The organism is Acinetobacter sp. P1(2023) (assembly GCF_028367635.1).
Lineage (GTDB): Bacteria > Pseudomonadota > Gammaproteobacteria > Pseudomonadales > Moraxellaceae > Acinetobacter > Acinetobacter pittii_E.
Genome location: NZ_JAQNDD010000011.1, coordinates 113,135 through 137,048 on the forward strand (window position 1 = coordinate 113,135; position 23,914 = coordinate 137,048).

The window sequence follows — 23,914 nt, forward strand, 5'->3', positions numbered from 1 at the left end:
TTTTTATTTTTAGTTCTTTAAGTTATATAAACCATGATCGATTAAATGTTGACTTAAGATCCGACGGAGTTCTAAAACTGATTCGGGCTTTAGTTGAATTGAATGTCCACCTTTAATGACTTTTTCTGAAATGGCACCATCCAAATGAGCACTTTTATAGGGAACAATACCGTCTGTAATGGTGTTTGGATCATCACTTTTTGTGATATTGCCCATAATAGAGTGGAAAACTAATCCTTTTTTAGGCGTTATGCCTGAGGTGAGCTCCATAAACTCAGATTTATTACTCAGATCACTCGGTCCATTTTGGAGTTGATTGTTAATTGTTCTTACAAAGTCTTTAAGGTCGTCATCATAACTCGTCAATGTATCGGTTAATGTTTTTAAATAAGTCGAAGGTAATCGAATAATTTTTCGTGCTGTTACAGTAAACCAGCGATCTGCATAACTTGTTCCACGATGAGGGGCAGCAAGGAAAATGACGCGATCAAAGTTTGGAATGGCCTGCATTCTTAAACGTTCACCAATGACTGGATGTTTTCTCATACGTGCTTGTGCATATTGGCTCATCATAGGCAAAGCTTCTTTTGAAATGTCGGCATTACTCACTAATAGTCGGCTAATAATTCCTCCCATGCTGTGACCAATTAAAACGGCATTAGTGGCAGCGGGGTCTTCTGGATTAAGAGATCCAAATGCTTGCTTGAGTAATGCGTAAATTTGAAAACGACTTTCTAAAATAGGCATATTGGTTGAGTAAAATATTTGCCAAACTTGATAATGCTCACGTAAGGTTTTATCTCCCATAATTTCGTTGGTTACCGCAATCCATGCCTCAGGACTACTGGCAAGTCCGTGAACTAACACAATTACTTTTTTATTGGGATTATAGGGTTCAAGCATATATAAATGCGGCATGTTTAAACGTTGATTACGGTCAATCAGGGTTAAATATGCGGCTGCACCAAGATTATTTTCGGCTAGCCATAAACCATAAGGTGCAGAGAAATTTGCTGCCAGTGAGTATTCTTTACCTGCAACATTAATTTTTTCAACATTGTAAGGGTCATAGATTTTTATTTTGAAATCTGGACTATTTAATATGTCGCTTTGGGACGCAACCTCATTTTTTGGTTGGGCCACCAGTGTAGAAGCAAGGTAATGGGCTTTATGAATATTCGGATTGATGCCATTTGGATAATTGTAAGCTAGAGGATCAAGAATATATGGGTTTTCTTTTTGGTTCGGGTCTTCATTAGAGTGTAAAACCGCAACAAAATCTGAGCCAAAACCATCACGACGGTTAATGCTTCTTAAACCGGAAAAATTCATGTTGTAACTTGAGGTGAATTTCTCAAGTTTTTTGTCTTGTAATTTTTGATAGGCTTCAATATCAATCGTATATGTACTTTTACCAATTTTTATCTCGGAGGGAATTGTTGCAGAAGCTTTTTTTTCACTATAGGCATTCACTAATTGGTTAAGTGCTTGATTATAAAAATCTCGAATTTGTACCTGTCGGTTATCAAAAATACGATCTTGAGGTTCGCGAGACGACTTAAATAAATAAGCATAGCTATAGCGAATACTTTTATCTAAAGCTTGAAGTTCTTGTTCCAAACAATTGCCCTTGTTTGCTTCTTCAGTTTTAGTATTTACATTATTGTTGGTTTTGCAATCATAAGACTCCGAAAGAGCCAAAGCTTTTGAGAGGTAGAGTTCACTGGCGGTAGATAATAATTGCTCTCCCTGTATTTGAGGAATCTTCTCTAAATCAGAAATACATGTTTCTGGAGTTTGCATGCAAATTTTTGCATCCATACCAGACATATATAAAACATTTAAACTGGCTTCACTTAATTTTTTTTGGGTAAGAATACTATTACGTTCGTTAGAAATAGTGGTGTGAAGTGTTTGTTTCTTCAAACTCACTAACTGACAGCCACTTGTAATTAAAATGCTAAATAGGCTGAGGATACACAGGGATTGGCGTGGTGGAAATACTAGCATGTTCATAAATAGACCTCGTAAGCAAGGCAGCGCAAAATTCAAATCAACTGAATTAAAGATGCGAAATAACGAATTTCTAATCGTCCTTTTTTAGAAAAAACATGAAATTTAAAGGCTAATGACGGGTGCAAATTAGCCTTTAAAAGATTTATGAAAAATGGGTTATTTATTTAACCCTCCACCCAAGGCTTTATAGAGTTCAATTTGATTATTTAATTTGGTTTGTTCGAGAACCAGTAGACCTTGTTGAGCTGAATATGCAGAACGCTGGGCATCCAAAACAGTCAAATAACTATCAATTCCGGCTCTAAAGCGGGCTGTAGAGAGTTTATAAGTGGTATCGGTTGCAGACACTAAACGGCGCTGGGCATTTAAACGTTCTTCAATATGAGCATGGGCCGCCAAGGCATCGTTGACTTCACGGAAAGAAGACTGAATCGCTTTTTCGTATTCAGAAAGCGCAATTTTTTGGTCAATTTCTGAAACCTTAATATTGGCTTTACGCGTTCCCCAATCAAAAATAGGCAGGTCTATGCTAGGGCCAACTGACCATGCAAAACCGCCAGATTTAAATAAATCTTTGAGTTCCGTCGATGCATATCCAGCTGAACCCGTAAGTGTGATGGTCGGAAACATGCGGGCTTTTGCCGCACCAATGTTGGCACCAGCTGCACGAAGTTGATATTCAGCGACTTTCAGGTCTGGACGGTTTTGTAGTAAATCGCTACTTAAACCCGTTGAAAAATTCTTCTCTTGAGTAATTGTTTTAACCGACTGAGTTGGAAGCAGGTTTGATGGAACCGCTTGTCCAGCCAAAAGATTTAATAAGTTCTGTGCTTGTGAAACTTGAGTTCTGTAGTTTGCGACGTCATTACGTGCTGTTTCGACCGAAATCTGGGCTTGGCGTAAAGGTATTTCACTATCAATCCCGATATTAAAACGCTTTTGATTCAGATTGTACGAATCAAGTTGAGCTTTTAAAGTTTGCTCTGCAAGATTTAAGTTTGCTGTAGCAAAAGAATAATTTAACCACGCTTGTGCAACTTGGCTCACCAAACTAATTTGAGTTGAGTCTTTAGCACTTTGTGTTGCTAAGTAATTATTCAATGCTGCATCTTTGAGACTTTGAACGCGTCCCCAAAAATCCAGTTCATACGCCGTTACGCCTAAACCCACCTGAAATGTAGAGTAAGGGTTGTTAGGGTTTACCGAAGGGTTAACTTGCCTAATGGCATTTGCTGTCGCACCAATCGTCGGAAGTTGGTCGTATTTGGTAATTTGGTATTGCTGCTGGGCACGCTCAATATTTAACGCTGCTATACGTAAGTCGCGATTATTATTCAAACTTATTTCAATGACTTCTAATAAACGAGGATCGGAAAAAAAGGCTTTATATCCTTGTTCAGCAATTGAAGGACCTGCATAAGTTTCGGTGAAATTTTGTGGAATATTAGACTTAGCAGTGGGTTGAGGTGATTGCATGCTTATACATGCAGTTAAAGTAATCGAGAGGGTGGAAATCATAAATCCACGAGATAAAACAGCCGACTTAGACATGCTTTTCTCCAAATAATAAAATAAATTTAGGCATAAGAGGAGCAAGGGAAACAGGTTAATTTCCCTTGCTTTATTTCATTTAAGATTTAACTTTCTGTTTGGAAGAAAACAGTTTTTCGGCTGCACCTAGTACAAAGATGAAGAATACCGGTACAAAGAAAATTGCTAGGATGGTTGCTGAAATCATGCCGCCAAACACACCAGTTCCGAGCGCATGTTGTGTTTCAGAACTAGCCCCTGATGCAATGACTAAAGGCACCACACCACAAGTAAAGGCAAGAGAAGTCATCAGAATAGGACGTAAGCGGAGTTTGGCTGCGGCAACAGTAGCTTCAACTAAACTCATTCCTTCTTCTTTGAGCATCTTGGCGAATTCAACAATCAAAATCGCATTCTTGGCGGAAAGACCGATAATCGTAATTAGGCCAATTTTGAAAAACACATCGTTCATCAGCCCTTTGGTCATAATGGCAATGATCGCTCCAAAAATACCTAATGGCACAACCAGCATAACCGATAGCGGAATTGACCAGCTTTCGTAAAGGGCTGCAAGTACAAGGAACACAACGAGCATCGACAAACCAAGCAAGAATGCCATTTGTGATTCTGATTGTTTCTCTTGAAGAGAAATACCAGTCCATTCATAGCCAATTCCTTTTGGTAATTTTGCGATGAGTTGTTCCATTTCACGCATTGCATCACCAGATGAAGTATCGAAGTTAGGAATACCCGCAATACTCAAAGATGGACGTCCGTTGTAGCGGTTGTATTGTTGTGGTGCTTTGTTCCATTGAGGTGTCACAACTTCCGATAAAGAAACCAACTGACCACTTGCACCCATCACTTTAAGGTTCAAAATATCTTGCAATTTCATACGTGATTTTGCTTCAACTTGCACAATCACTTGCTGCATACGACCTTGGTTTGGAAAGTCATTGATATACATTGAACCCATTGACGTTGAGATGATGTCTGACACGTCGGCAAATTTAACGCCGAGTGCATTTAATTTATCTCGGTCAATTTTTAAAGAAATATTGTCTCCTTGAGGTAAACCCTCATTCCAAACCATATAAAACTTCTTGTTTTTGGCTGCCATTGCCATTAATTGATCTTGGGCAGCAAGTAATGCAGGCATACCTAAGTTCGCCCGATCTTGTAGTCGAAGACTAAAGCCAGAGAACGTGCCTAACTCATCAATGGCTGGAGGTAGAACGGCCATAGATGAACCTTCTTTACTATGAGCCATTGTTTCATTAATTGAATTGGTCATCTCAGATGCTGATGATTTTCTTTCTTTGAAATCTTTGAGTGTTGTAAAGGCAACGGCAACATTCTGACCTGAACCACCGAAACCCCAACCTAAAATTGACGTATTACTTTTAACATCTGGGTTGTCTTGTATGCTTGCTTCAAACTCTTTCACGACACTTTTAGTTCGTTCAGTAGAAGCATCAGATGGAAGTTGGAAGGTTGTTAAAAACCAACCTTGATCTTCTTCGGGCATAAATGCGGTTGGCCAAAATTTCATTCCGGCAAAAGTCGCAACTGTAATAATGATAAACAGCACCATCATTGGAATGGTATGTTTGATGACCTTAAAGAGAATGATTTCATACTTTTTAGTAAGGTTATCAAAGGTACGGTCAAACCATGCAAAGAACCCTTTTTTCTGATGGTGTTCATCAATTGGCTTAAGAATTGTCGCGCAGAGTGCAGGGGTTAAAATCAATGCCAATAATGCCGAGAACAGAATAGACACTGACATGGTGAGCGTAAATTGCTTATAAATGATTCCGACTGAGCCACTGGCAAACGCCATTGGTAAAAATACGGCTGCAAGTACCAAGGTAATACCAATAATTGGACTGGTGATTTCCTTCATTGCTTTAGAAGTCGCTTCTTTAGGTGGTAAGCCTTCAGTCGCCATAATCCGTTCGACATTCTCTACGACCACAATCGCATCGTCGACGATAATACCGATCGCGAGCACCATACCAAACATGGTGAGCACGTTAATTGAGAACCCTGCAAGCAACATCACTGAGAATGTTCCTAACAATGCAATAGGGGCAACGATTGCTGGAATGAGCGTATAACGGACATTATGAAGAAACAGATACATCACAATGAAAACCAAAATCATGGCTTCAATTAACGTATGAATTACTTTTTCAATAGAAATTTTAACAAATGGAGCAGTATCGTAAGGAATACTAAATTGCATACCTTCCGGTAAATTGACTTTTAACTCTTCAATTTTAGCTCTGACACCTTCAGCCGTTTTTACAGCATTTGCGCCAGGGCTAAGCTGGATTGCTGCCGCCGTTGCCGGTTTACCATTTTCTAAAATAGCGAAGTTATATGCTTGTGAACCAATTTCAACATTAGCGACATCAGAAAGTCTAATGACACTACCGTTGATCTTACTTTTTAAGCTGATATTTCTGAATTGTTCAACGTCATTTAATTGTCCTTGCGCAGACAAAGGAACTGTAATGAGCTGTCCTTTCTCAGCAGGTAAGTCACCTAAACGGCCGGGAGCGATTTCGACATTATTTTCACGAATTGCCGCATTTACGTCACTGATTGAAAGACCATATGAAACTAACTTATTTGGATCTACCCAAATACGCATGGCCTTTTCGGCGCCAAATGATTGGACTTTACCTACGCCTTCAACACGTTTTAGTTCTTCGACGACGTTACGGACTAAATAATCGCTCAGGTCAACTTCAGAATATTGATTGTTAGGTGAATTAATACCCACCAACATCAAGAAACCTGAAGACGAAGCCTCAACTTGTAAACCTTGCTGACGAACAATTTGAGGAAGACGGGCTTCAACGGCTTTAATTTTATTTTGCACATCAACTTGAGCCATATCGACATCTGTACCTGGTTTAAAGGTCGCCGATATTTGAGCCATACCCGAGGTGTCTGTCGTTGCGCTGTAATAAAGTAAATTTTTAACGCCGGATAGCTCTCTTTCAATCAGAGTAACGACACTATCGTTGATGGTTTTTGGGGTTGCACCTGGATAGACAGCACTAATGGTGACTTGTGGAGGCGCAACACTAGGGAAGCGTGCTATAGGAAGTTTGGGAATACTGAGTAATCCAAACAAAATAATGAAAATCGCAATCACCCATGCAAATACGGGGCGACGAATGAAAAATTGTGACATCATCATTGAGCTCCTTGAGTAATGGGTGCTTTCCACTTACTTATTTCAAGCTTTTGATTCGGTTGAATACGATCAATTCCTTCAATGATGACTTTGTCACCTACTTTGAGTCCTTTATTCACTAAGTAGAACTGTTCATATTGTTGTCCAAGCTCGATCGGACGAACCTCTGCCAAACTTTTAGCATTAATGACATAAACCTGTGGGTCACCATTGTTATTACGCTGGATTGCTTGGGCAGGTACAAGGAGAGCTTGAGGTACGGATGCTCGGTCAATATTGACACGTACATACATTCCAGGAAGCAATTTACGTTCAGGGTTGTTCACTACGATACGAATGGTGACATCACCTGTTTCCGGATCTACATTAATATCTTCAAACAGCATTTTTGCGCTGACGTTGTAGAACTGACCATGGCTATTAGAAATACGAACAGTTTTATCGCTATTAGCAGATAATTCGCCGTTTTGTAATGCCGTTTGTAAGCGCTCGTATTCACCAATAGATTGCTTTACATCAACATACACTTTGTCAATCTGTTGTATGGTTGCCAAAGTATTGGTATCACCTTGGCTGACTAAAGCACCTTCGGTCACAAATGATTGCCCAATACGACCAGAGATTGGCGCGCGTACTGTTGCGTATTGCAGATTCAGGTTTTGACGGGTGAGTAGAGCTTTCATTTGTGCGACATCAGCTAAAGCTTGGCGATATTCAGCCTGAGCATTACTGACTTCCTGTTTACTAATCGCATTACTTGGTAAAAGTTGTTCATAGCGTTCCAACTGGACCTTTAAACGTGCGACTTCAGCTTCAGCTTTATTGAGAGAAGCTTTGTTGCTGTTCACATCAGCCTGAAAAGTTTCAGCATTAATTTTGTATAAGGCTTGCCCAGCTTTAACTTCACTACCTTGAGTAAATAATACCTTTTCGATAATACCGCCGACTTGCGGACGAATTTCAGCAGTACGGAAGGCTTGAACGCGAGCTGGAAGGTTCTCGCTAAAATTAACGGATTGTGGCTGGAGACTTAATACACTGACTTTCGCCGGTGGGACTTCTGGTTGTTTAGCCTCTTCGGAACTACAACCTTGGATGATTAGCCCAATAGATAAAAATAATGGAAGTAAAAGATGCTTTTGCATGCTGTCTAAACCTTGGGAGTTTTTGATGCTGCTATTATTTTTGTGCTCTGTGTAACGACCATCACTGAAGTGTGGAAAAAGTGTGGAGATCTGCAGATAAATTAGCGTATCATTTAAAATGATTGTAATTATTCGATGATTAATTCATGTTCGAAGCTTCATTTTCTTTTGATTGCCGTGATAAACAAATTCTTGTTGTAGAAGATGAATACGATATTGGGGACATTATTGAACAATATTTAAAACGTGAAGGCATGCGAGTTATTCGGGCAATGAATGGTAAGCAGGCAATCGAAATTCATGCATCACAACCCATTGATTTAATTTTACTTGATATTAAATTACCTGAACTCAATGGTTGGGAAGTGCTCAGTAAAATTCGACAAAAAGCACAAACGCCTGTCATTATGCTGACTGCATTAGATCAAGATATTGATAAGGTGATGGCGTTACGAATCGGTGCAGATGATTTTGTAGTCAAGCCTTTTAACCCGAATGAAGTGGTTGCGCGTGTTCAGGCTGTTTTAAGAAGAACCCATCAAAACAAACAGACGGCGAACAAAAATCTGCATTATAAAAATATTGAAATCAATACCGAGATTCATAGTGTCTATATCAATCAGATAGACAGGAAAATCTTACTCAACCTGACGTTAACTGAATATAAAATATTACTCCTCATGATTAATCAGCCGCACAGAGTATTTACTCGAGGTGAGTTAATGAATCAATGCTTGCCCGATAGTGATGCTTTAGAAAGAACGGTTGATAGCCATGTCAGTAAGTTAAGAAAAAAACTAGAAGAGTACGGGCTTGAACACATGCTTATTAATGTCCGCGGTGTCGGATATAGATTAGATCATCCCCAACAATAATAGGATTAGATAGAAGAAATCCAACATGCTACAAGTTGAGAAAAGACAATGAAAAATAAATTAGGGATTAATAAGCAATTTTTTATTGCTTTTAGTATGGTGAATTTAAGTATCACTTTATTGTCTGTATTTGTAGGCTATGTTGTTTATAACTATGCAATTGATCATGGATGGCTTTCATTAAGTTCCTTGCAAGGAGACTTTACAGATTTTCATCTTGTTGACTGGATTTGGCTAGGTATAGTCATTTTATGTGGTTCAATTATTTCTTTAATTATTGGAATGCAGTTAGCAAAAAGATTTATTGTGCCCATTAATTCATTGGCAGATGCCGCGAATAAAATTAGTGAGGGTGATTTATCTGCTCGAGCAAATGATCAAAAAGTTCACTCCACAGAGATTTATACATTAATTTTAAATTTTAATGATATGGCTCAAAAGCTTGAAAGTTCTGTACAAAATGCACAAGTATGGAATGCTGCTATTGCTCATGAATTGAGAACACCCATCACAATTTTACAAGGTAGATTACAAGGCATCGTAGATGGAGTTTTTAAAGCTGACCCCGAGCTAATTCGAAGTTTGTTGAACCAAGTAGAGGGGCTGTCACATTTAGTAGAAGACTTGAGGACATTAAGTTTATTTGAAAATAAACAGCTTAAGTTAAATATTGAGTCAGTTGATTTTTTGAGATGTGTTGAAAAAGTAATACGGATGTTTGATGAAAAACTTAGACAATCAAATTTCACTATAAATTACGACATTTCTAATGATCTTGTATCTTGTGATGCAAGACGTATGGAGCAAGTCTTAATCGCGTTGATTGATAATGCAATTAGATACTCTAATCCTGGAATTTTAAAAATTAAGTCTTCAGTTGAACAAGGACAATGGATATTAGAAATAGTCGATGAAGGGCCGGGAATTCCCGTTGAATATCAAAAAGAATTATTTAATCCTTTTTATAGAGTGGAGCAGTCCAGAAATAAAGCTTTAGGGGGGACAGGGTTAGGTTTGGCAGTTGTGCAAGCCATTGTTTTAGCTCACTCGGGCACCATTCGATATGAAAATCGCAGTCCAAATAGTGCTTTTATTATTCAAATAAAAACAATTACTTAATCTAAAGTATTTATCACTTTTAATAAAAAAGAGAAATCTCAATTTATGCAGATTTCTCTTTTTTGATATTTAGCGTGGTAAGAATCACATGATTCCAGACGTTTTAAAGTTTTGAACATTTAACATATCTATTGGATTCATCATTTTACCGTCGTGTTCAACAAATCCAACAAATGTCGTGCTCATATTCCAGCCTAGCAAGCCTTTTAGCTCATCTGGAAAGTTTTTAACTGTTTCAGATGATAGAGATAAATAATGGTTTTCTTCTTGACGAAGGAAACCGAGATCATAAGACATTGTTAAACCGATACGCGGTTCTTGACTTACATTTGCTCCACCGCCGTGGTAGGTGGAACCAATCCATATTAAAGCATCTCCAGCCTTCATTTCGGCTGCTATCGTTTCATCTTCTTTAGGTACTCTTTGATCATCCCATAAATGACTTGCAGGGATAACACGTGTAGCACCATTTTCTTCAGTAAAATCAGTCACGGCAAACATGATTTGTACTCTAGCTTCACGTCCATAAACCGGATGTCGCCACATCCATACAGTATCGTCACGATGTAAAGGTTGAGCTTTTTGACCGGGCCAAATTTGAATTGCTTGTGTCACACCCACTTGAATGTCTGGACATAATTCAATTTTATTTTCACCACTCCAAGCATGTAGTGGCGTTTGAAGAATCGCTTTTGCAGTGTCTAAAAATACTGGGTTCATGGCAACTAACGGCATTTGCGGCAAGCGGGCAAATAAACGACTCATTCGGCGGGTCTTAGTACCTGCAAAATAATCATCCTCTCCGTCAGGAATTAATTCTAATTGCTTTGAGAGTGCCTCATAAATATCTTTGGTAATTTCATCATTTAAAAAGTTTTCAATGATGACCCCACCATCTCTTTTAATAATCGAAACGATCTCATCGATTTGTGTATCTTTGCTTAATTTAACGAGTGACATAAGATTTCCTTATCCTTTCTGATTAAGAATATTTCAAATAAATTTATTAGCTTTTAGGCCTATTTGTTTTAGGGGCAAATAACTGCTTTAAAAATTCAATTTGGTCATTTAGTATCTTGCCGTGCCAAGATTCTGTATAGAAATCAAAATGATCAATAGGGTATTCCAATAGTTTAGAAGGCCCTTGAATTAGGCTTGCCGTTTTTCGAGCTGGGTTAGGTGGTGCAATTTGGTCATTAGAGCCGACTTGTACCAAAGTAGGACACTTAACATTTTTTGCAAAAGTAACTGGTCGGTTGTATGAGACTTCCAGAGCTGCACGAGCACAGACTTCATTACGCCAAGTTGGACCTGCCATTGCGGTATAACTTTCTTCAGCACCCGGTGTACTAATCATGGCAGCAGTACCAGGTTGCCCAACAATTGGAATGAGATGTGGAGGACGTTGAGCTATGGCATGAATCAAATCTTTGATGCCATGACCTATAGCCGTCGTGATCTGTTTTATTCCACCATATTGGAAAACTTGTTTTAACGCTGCTAAACCATCTGTAGCAGGGTTCATGGAGACAACCGCTGATATTTTTGGATCTTGTGCAGAAACGACAACGACATGACCACCAGAGTAAGAGGTACCCCATAGTACAATGCGGTTTCGATCAACAAGTGGCAAACTTCGTGCAGCTGCTATCGCTGCATGATAGTCCTCGCGTTGGTTAATATAGGATACATGTTGTCTAGGTAATCCTGCTGACTCACCAAATCCACGATAGTCAAATATAAAAGTATCAAAGCCTGCTTGGCTAAATGGCTCAGCAAAATCTAATAATCCTGTGTCTTTTGTACCACCAAAGCCTGTTGCCATAACAATGCAAGGTCGTCCTCGAGATGTCATAAACTCTTCTGAAGTTGAAGGGATATACCATGCAGAACAGGTAACTCCTTTACTTGTAAATTTAATATTTTCCATCTTATTTTCCCTAATTGATTTTTTTCTCTTACTCGTACTTTAGATAAGAGGTGAAAATGCAAATCGCCGTGTTAAGCCTGAACTTTGATTTGTGCTGTCAGGGGTTCTGCTGTAATGAGAGTAATTTTTTTCTGGGTTTTTGGACTCGAAAACTGTAACTCTTGATCAAATACAGAGCCTTTATGAAGTCGCTCTAAATCGAATTTATAGTCGTGCTTTAATATCCATGGGCCTTCTGTTCCAGCCATTGGAAATTGGGTAATACTTCGTTGAATATATCCTGAGTTCAAGTCAACAAAAGGAACACGCTTCATATCTTTGTTGCCAATCACTGGCTTAAAAGTTTTAAAGTTATTGTCGTCCATATAATCAAGAAGGCGACAGAAGTGCTTCCATACAAGATCAACTTTTAAAGTCCATGCGAGATTGGTATAACCAAATGCGAAGGCAAAGTTGGGAACATCAGAGAGCATCATTGACTTAAAGATTGTGGTATCGGGGTAATTAATTTTTTCTCCATCCACAATTAATTGGGTTTTGCTAAATGCGACAGCATTTAAACCAGTGGCTGTAATAATGATATCTGCTTTCAGTACTTTTCCTGATTTAAGTAAAATTCCATCTTTAGTAAAACGTTCAATATGATCAGTTACCACTGAAGCTTTTCCAGAAGAAATTGCTTTAAACATATCTCCATCTGGCACAACACATAAGCGCTCATCCCACGGATTATATTTAGGTGAAAAATGGGTTTCGATATCGAAATCTTTCGGTAAATTACGTCGTACATCAGAAATTAAAAAACGGCGCATTAGCTTTGGAAAACGGCGACTTAAATTGTAGACCCCACGAGTTAGGAGAATGTTTTTACGACGAACAATATTGAAAGCAAGCTGAGGAGGGAGAAAGCGATTTAGAGTATTTGCAATGGCATCTGTACTTGGTGCAGCCATCACATAACTTGGCGATCTTTGAAGCATCGTGATGTGTTCAACGTCCTGAGCCATCGCAGGAATTAAGGTGACCGCTGTAGCTCCACTACCAATGACTACTACTTTTTTTCCTGAATAATTAAGATTTTCTGGCCAATGTTGAGGATGAATGATTTGACCTTGAAACTCTTCAGTTCCTTTGAACTCAGGGGTATAACCAGCATTATAGTCATAATAACCAGTACCCATGAGTAAAAAGCGGGAGCGGAAAGTGGTTAAACTTTTTTGATCTTTACGTTTTACTTTAACTGTCCAAATGCCTTCATCAGATGAGAACTCGGCACTTGTCATGTAGTAACCAAAATGAATATGCGATTCGATTTCGTTTTCAGTAATGGTTTCTTGTAAATAATCACAAATCATTTGTGCACTGCCAAAAACCCTTTTATTTGTCCAAGGTTTAAAGCCAAATGCAAAAGATTGCATATCTGAATCTGAACGGATACCTGGGTAGCGAAATAGGCTCCAAGTTCCTCCAATTTTGTCACGTCCTTCCAATACAGCGAATGTTGTATCGGGTCTATATTGCTTTAAATGATAGGCTGCGCTGATACCTGCGATCCCTGCACCGATAATTAAAACATCAGTAATAGTATTTTGATCTGATGAATTCATATCTTTTTCCTCTTCACACAATTTGAGTAAATTGAGCACCAGTTAGAATCTCTAAGATGATGATTTTTTAATCCTCATTTTTTCCTGATGGACAAAGCCTTAATCCAATTTTTAGGCATATCAATATTATTAAATTAATAATTACATTGTGTCAATGACTGTATGTAATTATGGTGAGTGTCCTTCTTTGTGAAGTGAAAGTAAGAATTAAATGAGGATTTTATAAATTTAATATACTGAATTTTATGGGGATATTGAGTTTTTAAAAGGTTGGGGTTTTCTGATTTTTAAACTATTACCGAGTGGTGTCAGAGTTATAAACACTTGTCGAAAGATTTGTTAATACCTACAATGAGGCCGAAGCCAATAGGGAAATAAGATAGTATGACTACTTCTCGCCGTAGACCGAAACATGATCCAAAAGAATCTGAGCGAGAAATATTAGAAGCTGCTGAACAGTTTTTAAGTGAACATCATTTTCGTGATCTCAATATTGATGAGGTTATGCGACGTACAGGTTTAAAACGTCCAGCTTTTTATGTTCATTTTCGTGATAAAAATGATCTTACTTTGCGACTTGTTCAGAATATTAGTAAAGAACTATTTGATATCGCGGACCGTTGGTTAGCTGGCACTAATCATCAGGAAGATTTGCGTCGGGCTTTGGTCGATTCAGTAAATGTTTATGTAGAGCATGGCCGTCTGTTAAGAGCTTTCGTTGAAGCTGCGAGTGGGGATGAGCGTGTTGATCGAGTTTATCGTGGTTTAATACAAGACTTTATTACTGCAGCTGCTCAGCATATAAAAGCAGAGCAGTTAGCCGGAAAAATTAAAAAAGATGTAGAAGTAGAAGAAACAGCAAAAGCTTTGATTTGGCTTGAAGAGCGATATCTTTCAGAAACTTTTGGACATGCCTCACAAGTTCAACCTGAAATTGTAATTCAGGTATTACAAAATATTTGGATTTCAACATTATATGGCACAAATTAAGAAGGATTGTGCCATTAAAAATTCTTTTATTTCTATCTGTAAAACTATTTTTAAATAGTATTCCGTTTTTCATCCATGAAAATATAGTTCAATATTTCTATAGTTTTATTTTTAATGACACGTTGTCATTGACATTGTGTCAATAATTTTATAGCTTGTATTTTGTTCATTATGATTACTGCACATAACTTTAGTGAACAAATAAATTGCTAGGTACTTAGCGATTTAACAAAAATTATAATTTAAGGATGAATAATGGAAAAATCTCTAAGCAAGGATTGTGCTGACTTAAGATCACACTTAAAAAGAGTGAAAGATACTTTTGTAACTCATCCAAAGAAATATTTCTTAAGCAGCAGACTTCAGTTGAAATCTGGCCCAATTATATTGAGCGTAATTGGTGTCGTTTTTAGTAGTTATAGTCAGGCTTCTGCACTTGAACAGTCGGGCCAATCGATATTACCTTTTTTAGAAACTGGTAATTATGCAGAAGCAAATGCCTTCGCTGTTGATCCTTCTGTTTCTGGCGTAGTTCATGATCGTCCAGATCTTGGTAAACCTAATCAAAGCCGAGATACAGGAAATATTGGGCAAGATAATCAATTTTATACTGCAGCCCTAAAGCTACAACTCACAGACCAATTCAGCTTTGGGTTACTTTACGATCAGCCTTTTGCTGCAAAAACAGCTTATCCACTTCTTCCTAATAATAGTTATTCTGATGATGCCAGCCAGGAAGGTACATCTGTAAATGTAAAAAGCCAAAATTTAAGTTTTATTTTAGGTTATTCACCTATTAAAAACTTTCAAGTGTATGGTGGACCTGTCTATCAAACTGTAGAAGGTGATGTCTCTTTCAGAGGAATGGCATATACCGAAGCTTTTAATGGATACAATGCTAAATTCAAAGAAAAGGGAGAGCTAGGTTGGCTATTAGGAGGAAGTTATCAAATTCCGGAAATTGCGCTTAAAGCCGCTATAACTTACCGTTCAAAAATTAAATATGATTTTCAGGTAGATGAAAATATATTTGGTGAACCACTACAATACACTGCGCCTGCAAAGACAAAAGTCGAAACACCTCAATCAGTAAATATAGATTTTCAAACAGGTATTGCTGAAAAGACGCTTGCTTATATGAGCCTTAGATGGGTGAATTGGAAAAAATTTAATATTCGTCCGGCGCAATACGATGCTCTTACAGCAATGTATATGGATACATTAACGGAAGGGGCATATAAACAAGGTATTGATTTGGATTCTTATCAAAAAGATCAATATAGTGTAACGCTTGGGTTGGGACAACAGTTAACTGACCGTTGGAGTATTGCATCTGATATTGGCTGGGATTCAGGCTCGGGTAGTCCTGCTTCAACGCTTGGACCAGTGAAAGGATACTGGTCTTTTGGACTTGGTGCTCAATTTAATCCAGCGCCTAATTATTTTATTGCTGCTGGCGTAAAATATTTCTGGTTAGGAGATACTAAAGCTGAAGGTGGTGGCTACTATTTACCAATCGAAGGTATTAAAGAATTTTCAGAGCAGGCTGAGTTTAAAAATAATCGTGCAATTGCATATGCGTTAAAGTTTGGATATCGCTTTTAGAAGAGCTATGAATAACTATTTAGTACAATAGAGTTTTATAAATTTCTTTTTATTTAGCATTTCAAATATGAAATTGATTTCATATTTGAAATGTTTTTTGTTTTTTAAGTGTTTGAATTTTATTATAAAAATAGTGGCATGCAATTTGCTCCAATGCATATAGTTACAAGGAGTGAATAATGAATGCTAACCATATACTGCAATTGAGCGGCCTGTTGCAGGAAAATTTGGGGTTAATTCCTCATGAGATTCAGTTAAAAAAGATGAGTGGTGGGGCTATTCAAGAAAATTGGCTCGTTCAAACTCAAGATTTTGCTTTAGTTCTGCGAAAAAATGCTGAGTCGAGCGTAGAAGCCAGTTCAGATCGGGAACAAGAGTATTTACTTTTAGATCGCCTATACCATTTTGGAATTAAAGTGCCACAGCCGCTTTATTTTGAAAAATCACCTAACTTTTTAAATAGTGATTTCTTCATTATGAAAAAAATTGATGGTGTAACAGAAGGCCATAAATTAGTTCGAATTGCTGAAGAAGAAAAACGAAAAAAAATTACTCAAGAAATTGGTAAACAACTTGCTTTAATACATGCCATTCAATCAGATGAAATATTAGAAAAATTACTTCCTAAACCGAATAAAGATCAATATCTAGAGAAAAAACTTGAAAGTTTTATAGAGCAGCTAGATAGCTTAAAAAGACATCGTCCAATTCTTGAGTACGCCATTCAATGGATGTTCAACAATATTCCAAAAGTTGATGATCTGGTGTTAGTCCATGGTGATTACCGTATAGGCAACATCATGATTAATGATGATCAGATTTCTGGAATTTTAGATTGGGAATTTACCCAGTGGGGCGACCGTAGAGAAGATATAGGTTGGTTTACTTCTAAATGCTGGCGTTTTGGTCAAGATGAAAATATAGCAGGGGGAATAGGTTCATATAAGGACTTTGCCAAAGCCTATGCGGAAATTTCCGATATTTATATTCCTGAATTTGAAATGAAGTTCTGGCATGTGCTGTCTCATGTTCGATGGGCAATTATTGCCATGCAACAGTCTGACCGAAACAATGAAATGACTACTCCATCACTTGAACTAGCCCTAACGGAATTTTTAGTTCCCCGCCTTGAAAAGAATATCTTGGAAATATTGGGAGAAAAAGAATGAAAGAGCAAAAAATGATTGACCTGATCAAAGCGAGTCAAGCCGTGATCAAGAATGAGCTTTTACCGCAATCAGGCAGTCAGAAATATAACTTATTAATGCTGATGCGAAGCTTTGAAATTTTGCAGGCTTATATTTTGCAAAAGGAAACTTGTTCATTACATAGCTCAGGAATTTTGCAAGATTATTTTTCTTTCCCAATCAAAGATGTTGATGATGCTATTCAATTGTTTATTGCCGATATACGTGAGGGTAAACAATCTGAGCATACATTTGAAATATTAAAAGCTCTTAATTCTGAAGAGCTAAAAATTACTGAACCCAAGGTGGCTCATCATGGATAAGTATCGGCTACGTATTTATTTGGTTCGGCATGGGCATGTTTCATACTTTGATGCAGATAATAATCCAATTAATCCTAAATTTGCACAGTTATCCGAACGTGGAATAGAACAAATACAAGGTTTAGCGCATCAATTACGCGATATTAATTTTGAAAAAATTTATTCGTCTACTATGCCTCGTTCGATTCAGACAGCCGAAATTTTGAAGCGCTATCAAAACGAGCCTAAAGACATTATGTCATTTGATGATATTCGAGAAATTAAAGCAGGGCGTTTAAGGGAAATTTCTTCTGATCGCGCTGAGCTGGAAATCAAAAAGGCCTATCAATTCTATAAAAACAATCTTGAATTGTTTGTACAAGGTGAAAGCTGGTCTCTCTTTATTAATCGTGTATTGGCATGGTTTGAAAAGATAATTTTAACGGCGAGCAAAGACCAGAATATTCTGATTTCTTCGCACGATATTGTGAACAGAATACTCATTAATTGGGTATATGGGCATGACTGCAAAGATGTCTATTCGCAGGAGCAGGATTATGGCTGTTTAAATATTCTTGATTTAAAGATTGAAAATCAAATTGTCATAAGTAAACGAATCAAACTCCAGAACTTCACTGCATATAATCTGATTAAAAATGAGCTATTTAATAGCGCTATGGATGATGTGTATGAAACTTATATCGCGACCCAAGGTTTTAAATTAAAGGAGCTCAGCTCATGATTACGCTATCTAATGAATTATTAGAATTACAAAAGAAAGTAAGAGAATTTATCCAACAAGAGGTGATCCCATTAGAAAATGATCCTCGTCAAGATAGCCATGGGCCTAGTGAAGCTTTGCGCCAAGAATTAGTGAGTCGTGCACGCCGTTGGGGACTACTTACCCCTCATGCAAGTCAGGAAATGGGCGGACTTGGATGGTCGCACTTACAAAAGGCTGTGGCTTTCGAAGAAGCGGGTTATTCTGCTTTAGGTCCTATTGCTTTAAATATTCATGCGCCTGATGAAGGAAATATTCATCTATTAGATGCTGTTGCAAATGATGCACAAAAAGAAAGATGGTTAAGAAAACTGGTAGCTGGAGAAATTAGATCTTGCTTTGCTATGACGGAACCTGCACCGGGTGCTGGCTCAGATCCATCTATGCTTCAAACAACCGCAATTGCTGATGGCGATGATTACGTTATTAATGGGCGTAAATGGTTAATTACAGGAGCAGAAGGAGCAAGTGTCGCTATTATTATGGCAAAGATGGAAGATGGCTCCGCTTCTATGTTTTTAACAGATACGGATGTTGAGGGATTTATATTAGAAAAAAATATGAATGCTATGGACTCATGCTTTTCAGGCGGGCACGGTATTTTACGCTTTGAGAACTTACGAATACCTAAAGAAAATGTCTTGGGTGAAATTGGTAAAGGTTTTAAATATGCTCAAGTTCGCCTAGCCCCAGCTCGTTTAACCCATTGCATGAGATGGTTAGGACAAGCCAAGAGAGCACATGATATCGCTACTCAATATGCACGTGAGCGTCAATCTTTTGGTAAGAGATTAGGAGACCACCAAGGCGTTGGTTTTATGCTTGCTGACAATGAAATGGATATTTTAACGACTCGATTAGCCGTTCATTATTGCGCGCAAGTTTTAGATTTGGGCGAGAAAGGAAATTACGAGTCCAGTTTAGTTAAAGTGATCAGCTCTGAAGGTATATGGCGTGTGGTAGATCGGTCAGTTCAGATTTTAGGTGGACAGGCCATGACGGATGAATCAGTAGTCTGCAAGATTTTTAAAGATGCACGCGGTTTCAGAATCTATGATGGAGCAAATGAAGTTCATCGCATGAGCATTGCTAAAAAGTTATTAGGGAAACAGGCATAATAAAGGGAGGTATAAAAGAATGAATATTTTTGACGTAAAAGATAAATATATTTTAATTACGGGTGCTTCAAGTGGTTTGGGTCATCATATGGCTGAATTGTTTGCTAAGGAAGGCGCTCATATTGTCATTTGTGCCAGACGGCTAGAACGATTGAAAGAGTTAGAGAGCTATATCAAAAATGAGTTTGGAGTAAAAGTTCATACTTTTTCATTAGATATAAATGACCGTTTAGCTGTAAAAGATATGCTTAATAATCTAGAAGCAGAAGGAATCACAATAGATGTGTTAATTAATAATGCTGGTGTGAGTGATACCAAGCGTTTCTTAGATTATAACGATGAAGACTGGGATAAGATTGTAGATACTAACCTCAAAGCCCCTTGGCAATGTACACAAGAAGTTGTGCAGCATATGATTAAGGTTGGACAACAAGGATCAATCATCAACATTACGTCAATTTTATCTCAGTCTACAAACCTTGGTGTTAGCCCGTACTGTGCGTCAAAAGCTGGATTACGCCATTTAACAGAAGTAATGGCAGTAGAGTTAGCTAGGTTTGGTATAAATGTAAATGCCATCGCTCCAGGTTATATGATTACTGAAATTAATGAAGAATATTTAACGAGTGAGACAGGGCAACAGCTTTTAAAAAAGATTCCTACAAGGAAGTTTGTAGAATTTGATGATTTAAATGGGCCTTTACTATTACTTGCTTCGCAAGCTGGTCAAGGCATCACAGGCATCGAAATTAAAGTCGACGGCGGTCATAGTTCTGCCCCTATATAAAACGTTTTTTAATGGAGTAAAAAATGCTAAACCGAAAACCAATTAATATTTTGGTCACCTATATTAAAAAACCTAATATTAATGGTTTTCGTTCTTTGGTTGAGCAAGCTATAAAAGAAGTAGATTCTGATGAAATTGATTTGGTTGAATGCCATATTTCTGATGTGCAAGATGTTGCTCAAACCTTAGTTGAAAATGGCTGTCAGATTCTTCTTTGTACGGGAGCCACAGCAAGTTTTCTACAAAAGAAATTAAACATTGATATACAGGTTATTCGTACAGGAACTTTTGATGTTATTCAGGCCATATCAAATTTAAAACAATATAAGCGCATTGCTTTGGTTGGGAATACGTCTACTGTCGATCTTGAAAATTATTCGGATATTTTTGCTTTAGACATACAACAATTTAACTATGACTCATATTTAGATGCCAAGAAAACCATTCATTTAATTAAGAAGCAAGGCTTTGACGCTATTATTGGCTCGCCTGTTGCAGTAGAGCTGGCACTGAATGAAAATCTAGTCGGGCATTTAGCCATTAGTGTGCCATCTTTAAAAGACTTGCTGCAAAATGCTTTGCGTACCCTTGAAAAGATCCGTAGGGAGCAGTACTCGACTTTACGTTTGACCGAGATCTTTAATCATTTAAATGAAGGCATTTGTTTTATCACAAAACAAAAAAAGATTTCTTTAATTAATAATTCCATGAGTGCTTTACTCGAAAAAGATCCTTCAGATGTATTAAACAAACCAGCATTAGAGATTTTTGAAGGGCTCAACTTTGATATCGATCAAGAAAATAGTCATCAACTCGTTCAATTTAAAAATCTAAAGCTTGCTGTATATATTTCCAAGCTAAAAAATGACTATATAGATGGCTATATCTTAAGAGTGCAGGAGTTAAATGCCTTAGAGCAATCTAATAGCCAATTTAGAAAGGTTTCGTCTAAAAACTTTAATACCAGATATACCTTTGACCAGATTTTGACGCAAAATCCCAATTTCCAGCAGATTATCAAGTTATCAAAAGCATATGCAAAAACCGATAGTACGATTCTCATTACGGGTGAGAGTGGTACGGGTAAGGAAGTGCTGGCACAAAGTATTCATAATCATAGCCGTCGTTATAAAGCGCCGTTTGTCGCAATCAACTGTGCTTCTTTTCCGGAAAGTTTATTAGAAAGTGAGCTTTTTGGTTATGAAGAAGGAGCTTTTACAGGAGCGAAAAAAAATGGGCGTATTGGTTTAATTGAAGCGGCGCATACTGGCACACTTTTTTTAGATGAAATTGGAGATATGCCATTACATCTCCAAACGAGATTTTTAAGAGTATTGCAAGAGAGACAGATTAATCGTTTAGGTTCAGTGGTAAGTCATCATTTAGATATACGTGTAATTGCTGCAACTCACGCGAACTTAGAAGAGCTAGTACAAAATGGTACGTTTAGAGCAGATCTTTACTATCGTTTAAACATTTTAAGAGTGTATACGCCGTCTTTAAAAGAACGAAAAGAAGATGTCTTGTATTTAGCGAATCTGTTTTTAGAAAAATATAAAAAAACGCTGGATGATTTACCGAATATTTTACAGAAGACTTTCTATCATTATTCTTGGCCGGGTAATATCCGCGAACTTGAAAACATTGTTGAACGAATTAATGTGTTATTGGAGCTTGATCAGGAAATTTTAACTCCAGAATTTTTAAAGCAACAATTACCAGAGCTATTTCAGCCGCCAATGAATCAAACTGCACAACCTTTATTAAAAGAAGTAAAGGTAAATCAGGAATTGAGTCTAATTGAACAAATACTTGCCGAAGTAGATGGCGATTTAGATCTTGCTGCACAAAAACTTGGAATTAGCCGGACTACATTGTGGCGTAGAATGAAGTTAATAAATAATTAATTTCAAAATTGAAATTTTTTCAAAAAAGAAAAATAATAATTTAAAGTAAGTTTTTGAAAATAATAATAAAAATATTTGGCACCATAGTTGCATTGACTCATATAAGCATCTGAATCAGTTGCTAAATTGTGTGAGGAAATAAGAATGACGAATGGATTAATGATGCATTGTAATTTAAATATTACTTCAATAATGCAGCATGCTTTGACAGTTTATGCAGATCAAGAAATTGTATCCTTAAAGGCAGATGGGGTCACTAAGCATCGATATACATATAAAGATGCTTTCGGGCGAGTTGCTCAGTTTGCCAATGTATTAGATCGATTAGGTGTAAGTCCTGATGCTAAAGTCGGAACAATGGCGTGGAACTCATATCAGCACTTTGAATTACATTATGCCATCCCATGTACGGGAAGAATTTATCATACAATTAATCCTAAATTGGCAGCTGAACAATTAATTCAAATTATCAATTCTGCTCAAGATGAAGTAATTATTATTGAGCCTGATTGTTTAGCATTGCTTGATTCTATTTATGAAAATATAAAGCCAGTCATAAAGCATTTTATCGTGCTAGGCGATCCTAATAGAGATCTACAAGCAAAATTTGATTTTATGTTTTATGAAGAGATCATTGCTTCAGAACAGCCTGAATATGATTGGCCAGATATCCCGGAACAACGTGCAAGTGGACTTTGCTATACATCCGGTACAACAGGTGATCCCAAGGGTGTTCTTTATTCACATCGTAGTACGGTATTACATGCGTTAATACTCAGCATGCCAAATGCGATTGGCTTAACGCATGACAGCTGTATTATGCCATTGGTGCCTCTTTATCATATTAGCGCATGGGGAATGCCATTTAACGCCGTTTTATCGGGTGCAAAAATTGTTTGGTCTCACTCATTTGCCGGTCAGACTGAGAAAATTTTCAATTTGATCCAATCAGAGCACGTCGATATTTCTATGGCTGTTCCGACCATCTGGAATTCTTTTAAAAATTATCTTGAAGACCACCATATTTCATCAGTCAGTTTAAAACGGGCAATATCTGGTGGTTCAGCTGCGCCGTATTCGCTTATTGAATCTTTGAGCCATTATGGGGTTTCTGTTGAAAATGCTTGGGGAATGACTGAAACCAGTTCAATGGCAGTCTGTAATCGAGTAGATCAAATCAAAAATAATGTCGAAACCCAATCAATTAAATGCGGCAAACCTATCTTCGGTATCCAAATGAGATTGCGTGATGAAAATCATCAATTGCTTCCTCACGATGGTGTGCATGAAGGCATTTTAGAAGTACGCGGCCATACAATTGCCAAGCAATATATCAATCAAACAAAAGCAGTAGAAGAAGAGGATAAATGGTTTGATACAGGAGATATCGCGTGCATAGATGAATATGGATATATGCATATTACAGACCGCGCTAAAGATATGATCAAGTCGGGAGGAGAGTGGGTCAGTAGTGTTGAAGTTGAAAATGCAGCGATGGGATATGAAAAAGTTGCAGAAGCCGCCGTTATTGCCGCCAATCATCCGAAATGGGGAGAACGCCCACTTTTAATATTGGTGCCAAAGTTTCCACAAGAAAAAATTGAACATTCTGAAATAGTACTTTTTCTATCATCCAAATTACATAAATGGGCCATTCCTTCAGCAACCATATTGGTTGAAGAAATACCGCATACACCCACTGGAAAAATCAGTAAAAAAATATTGAGAGAACGTTATCACGACTATTTCACCAATAGTTCTTTTGCTGAATGTAAATAATGATCAACATAAAAAAGGACTTTTT

General features: G+C 37.5%; 18 protein-coding genes. 11 read left to right on the forward strand and 7 right to left on the reverse strand.

Annotated elements, in window-relative coordinates; translation table 11 throughout:
* Positions 1–9 precede the first annotated feature (9 nt).
* The 4 genes from POD11_RS15350 to POD11_RS15365 all read right to left on the reverse strand — a co-directional run bounded on the left by POD11_RS15350 (position 10) and on the right by POD11_RS15365 (position 7,902).
* Entirely contained in the window at positions 10–2,010 is a 2,001-nt protein-coding gene (locus POD11_RS15350) for an esterase/lipase family protein (RefSeq protein WP_410374410.1), read from the reverse strand.
* A gap of 162 nt (positions 2,011–2,172) precedes the next feature.
* Positions 2,173–3,567 (reverse strand): AdeC/AdeK/OprM family multidrug efflux complex outer membrane factor, encoded by a 1,395-nt coding sequence (gene adeC / locus POD11_RS15355; protein WP_262457790.1) that lies wholly within the window; start codon positions 3,565–3,567, stop codon positions 2,173–2,175.
* Between the two features lie 79 nt (positions 3,568–3,646).
* Entirely contained in the window at positions 3,647–6,757 is a 3,111-nt protein-coding gene (locus tag POD11_RS15360) for an efflux RND transporter permease subunit (RefSeq protein ID WP_262457791.1), read from the reverse strand.
* The gene (locus POD11_RS15365; RefSeq protein ID WP_262457793.1) at positions 6,757–7,902 is read right to left on the reverse strand and encodes an efflux RND transporter periplasmic adaptor subunit; all 1,146 of its coding nucleotides are present in this window, start codon (positions 7,900–7,902) and stop codon (positions 6,757–6,759) included. Before POD11_RS15365 ends, POD11_RS15360 begins: the two co-directional genes overlap by 1 nt.
* Before the next feature lie 146 nt (positions 7,903–8,048).
* On the opposite strand from POD11_RS15365, the gene adeR reads away from it, so the two are divergent.
* Both adeR and adeS read left to right on the forward strand, forming a co-directional pair.
* Entirely contained in the window at positions 8,049–8,777 is a 729-nt protein-coding gene (gene adeR, locus POD11_RS15370) for an efflux system response regulator transcription factor AdeR (RefSeq protein WP_016141004.1), read from the forward strand.
* A 48-nt stretch (positions 8,778–8,825) separates the two neighbouring features.
* Complete coding sequence (gene adeS / locus POD11_RS15375) at positions 8,826–9,896, forward strand: two-component sensor histidine kinase AdeS (protein WP_262457794.1); 1,071 nt, start codon at positions 8,826–8,828, stop codon at positions 9,894–9,896.
* A gap of 84 nt (positions 9,897–9,980) precedes the next feature.
* Here the strand turns inward: adeS and POD11_RS15380 are convergent, their stop codons facing one another.
* The 3 genes from POD11_RS15380 to POD11_RS15390 all read right to left on the reverse strand — a co-directional run bounded on the left by POD11_RS15380 (position 9,981) and on the right by POD11_RS15390 (position 13,433).
* Positions 9,981–10,856, reverse strand: coding sequence for a phytanoyl-CoA dioxygenase family protein (locus POD11_RS15380; protein WP_262457795.1), 876 nt, complete (start codon positions 10,854–10,856; stop codon positions 9,981–9,983).
* A 46-nt stretch (positions 10,857–10,902) separates the two neighbouring features.
* Positions 10,903–11,826, reverse strand: coding sequence for an alpha/beta hydrolase (locus tag POD11_RS15385; protein ID WP_262457796.1), 924 nt, complete (start codon positions 11,824–11,826; stop codon positions 10,903–10,905).
* 71 nt (positions 11,827–11,897) lie between these two features.
* Positions 11,898–13,433 (reverse strand): flavin-containing monooxygenase, encoded by a 1,536-nt coding sequence (locus tag POD11_RS15390; protein WP_262457797.1) that lies wholly within the window; start codon positions 13,431–13,433, stop codon positions 11,898–11,900.
* Positions 13,434–13,817: 384 nt separating this feature from the next.
* Between POD11_RS15390 and POD11_RS15395 the strand changes: the two genes are divergently transcribed.
* The 9 genes from POD11_RS15395 to POD11_RS15435 all read left to right on the forward strand — a co-directional run bounded on the left by POD11_RS15395 (position 13,818) and on the right by POD11_RS15435 (position 23,889).
* A complete protein-coding gene (locus tag POD11_RS15395; RefSeq protein ID WP_224991907.1) occupies positions 13,818–14,423 on the forward strand; it encodes a TetR/AcrR family transcriptional regulator in 606 nt (201 codons plus the stop codon).
* A 255-nt stretch (positions 14,424–14,678) separates the two neighbouring features.
* On the forward strand, positions 14,679–16,028 hold the full coding sequence (locus POD11_RS15400) for an OmpP1/FadL family transporter (RefSeq protein ID WP_262457798.1): 1,350 nt from the start codon (positions 14,679–14,681) through the stop codon (positions 16,026–16,028).
* Between the two features lie 179 nt (positions 16,029–16,207).
* Positions 16,208–17,197 (forward strand): phosphotransferase family protein, encoded by a 990-nt coding sequence (locus POD11_RS15405; RefSeq protein ID WP_224991905.1) that lies wholly within the window; start codon positions 16,208–16,210, stop codon positions 17,195–17,197.
* Entirely contained in the window at positions 17,194–17,538 is a 345-nt protein-coding gene (locus tag POD11_RS15410) for a hypothetical protein (protein WP_262457799.1), read from the forward strand. Before POD11_RS15405 ends, POD11_RS15410 begins: the two co-directional genes overlap by 4 nt.
* Positions 17,531–18,259, forward strand: a complete 729-nt coding sequence (locus tag POD11_RS15415) for a histidine phosphatase family protein (RefSeq protein ID WP_262457800.1) — start codon at positions 17,531–17,533, stop codon at positions 18,257–18,259. Before POD11_RS15410 ends, POD11_RS15415 begins: the two co-directional genes overlap by 8 nt.
* A complete protein-coding gene (locus POD11_RS15420; protein ID WP_262457801.1) occupies positions 18,256–19,416 on the forward strand; it encodes an acyl-CoA dehydrogenase family protein in 1,161 nt (386 codons plus the stop codon). The genes POD11_RS15415 and POD11_RS15420 overlap by 4 nt, the downstream gene beginning before the upstream one ends.
* A 19-nt stretch (positions 19,417–19,435) precedes the next feature.
* A complete protein-coding gene (locus POD11_RS15425) occupies positions 19,436–20,203 on the forward strand; it encodes an SDR family NAD(P)-dependent oxidoreductase (protein WP_262457802.1) in 768 nt (255 codons plus the stop codon).
* A gap of 23 nt (positions 20,204–20,226) precedes the next feature.
* Positions 20,227–22,110 carry a sigma 54-interacting transcriptional regulator gene (locus tag POD11_RS15430; RefSeq protein WP_262457803.1) on the forward strand — a complete coding sequence of 628 codons (1,884 nt, stop codon included), beginning with the start codon at positions 20,227–20,229 and terminating at the stop codon, positions 22,108–22,110.
* A 144-nt stretch (positions 22,111–22,254) separates the two neighbouring features.
* Positions 22,255–23,889: a long-chain-fatty-acid--CoA ligase gene (locus tag POD11_RS15435; RefSeq protein WP_262457804.1), complete on the forward strand. Its 1,635-nt coding sequence runs from the start codon at positions 22,255–22,257 to the stop codon at positions 23,887–23,889.
* Positions 23,890–23,914: the final 25 nt, after the last annotated feature.

Excerpts from the sequence above, each read along its gene's own strand:
- POD11_RS15350 (WP_410374410.1), bottom strand. The coding sequence starts at position 2,010 with ATGCTAGTATTTCCACCACGCCAATCCCTGTGTATCCTCAGCCTATTT.
- adeC (WP_262457790.1), bottom strand. The coding sequence starts at position 3,567 with ATGTCTAAGTCGGCTGTTTTATCTCGTGGATTTATGATTTCCACCCTC.
- POD11_RS15360 (WP_262457791.1), bottom strand. The coding sequence starts at position 6,757 with ATGATGTCACAATTTTTCATTCGTCGCCCCGTATTTGCATGGGTGATT.
- POD11_RS15365 (WP_262457793.1), bottom strand. The coding sequence starts at position 7,902 with ATGCAAAAGCATCTTTTACTTCCATTATTTTTATCTATTGGGCTAATC.
- adeR (WP_016141004.1), top strand. The coding sequence starts at position 8,049 with ATGTTCGAAGCTTCATTTTCTTTTGATTGCCGTGATAAACAAATTCTT.
- adeS (WP_262457794.1), top strand. The coding sequence starts at position 8,826 with ATGAAAAATAAATTAGGGATTAATAAGCAATTTTTTATTGCTTTTAGT.
- POD11_RS15380 (WP_262457795.1), bottom strand. The coding sequence starts at position 10,856 with ATGTCACTCGTTAAATTAAGCAAAGATACACAAATCGATGAGATCGTT.
- POD11_RS15385 (WP_262457796.1), bottom strand. The coding sequence starts at position 11,826 with ATGGAAAATATTAAATTTACAAGTAAAGGAGTTACCTGTTCTGCATGG.
- POD11_RS15390 (WP_262457797.1), bottom strand. The coding sequence starts at position 13,433 with ATGAATTCATCAGATCAAAATACTATTACTGATGTTTTAATTATCGGT.
- POD11_RS15395 (WP_224991907.1), top strand. The coding sequence starts at position 13,818 with ATGACTACTTCTCGCCGTAGACCGAAACATGATCCAAAAGAATCTGAG.
- POD11_RS15400 (WP_262457798.1), top strand. The coding sequence starts at position 14,679 with ATGGAAAAATCTCTAAGCAAGGATTGTGCTGACTTAAGATCACACTTA.
- POD11_RS15405 (WP_224991905.1), top strand. The coding sequence starts at position 16,208 with ATGAATGCTAACCATATACTGCAATTGAGCGGCCTGTTGCAGGAAAAT.
- POD11_RS15410 (WP_262457799.1), top strand. The coding sequence starts at position 17,194 with ATGAAAGAGCAAAAAATGATTGACCTGATCAAAGCGAGTCAAGCCGTG.
- POD11_RS15415 (WP_262457800.1), top strand. The coding sequence starts at position 17,531 with ATGGATAAGTATCGGCTACGTATTTATTTGGTTCGGCATGGGCATGTT.
- POD11_RS15420 (WP_262457801.1), top strand. The coding sequence starts at position 18,256 with ATGATTACGCTATCTAATGAATTATTAGAATTACAAAAGAAAGTAAGA.
- POD11_RS15425 (WP_262457802.1), top strand. The coding sequence starts at position 19,436 with ATGAATATTTTTGACGTAAAAGATAAATATATTTTAATTACGGGTGCT.
- POD11_RS15430 (WP_262457803.1), top strand. The coding sequence starts at position 20,227 with ATGCTAAACCGAAAACCAATTAATATTTTGGTCACCTATATTAAAAAA.
- POD11_RS15435 (WP_262457804.1), top strand. The coding sequence starts at position 22,255 with ATGACGAATGGATTAATGATGCATTGTAATTTAAATATTACTTCAATA.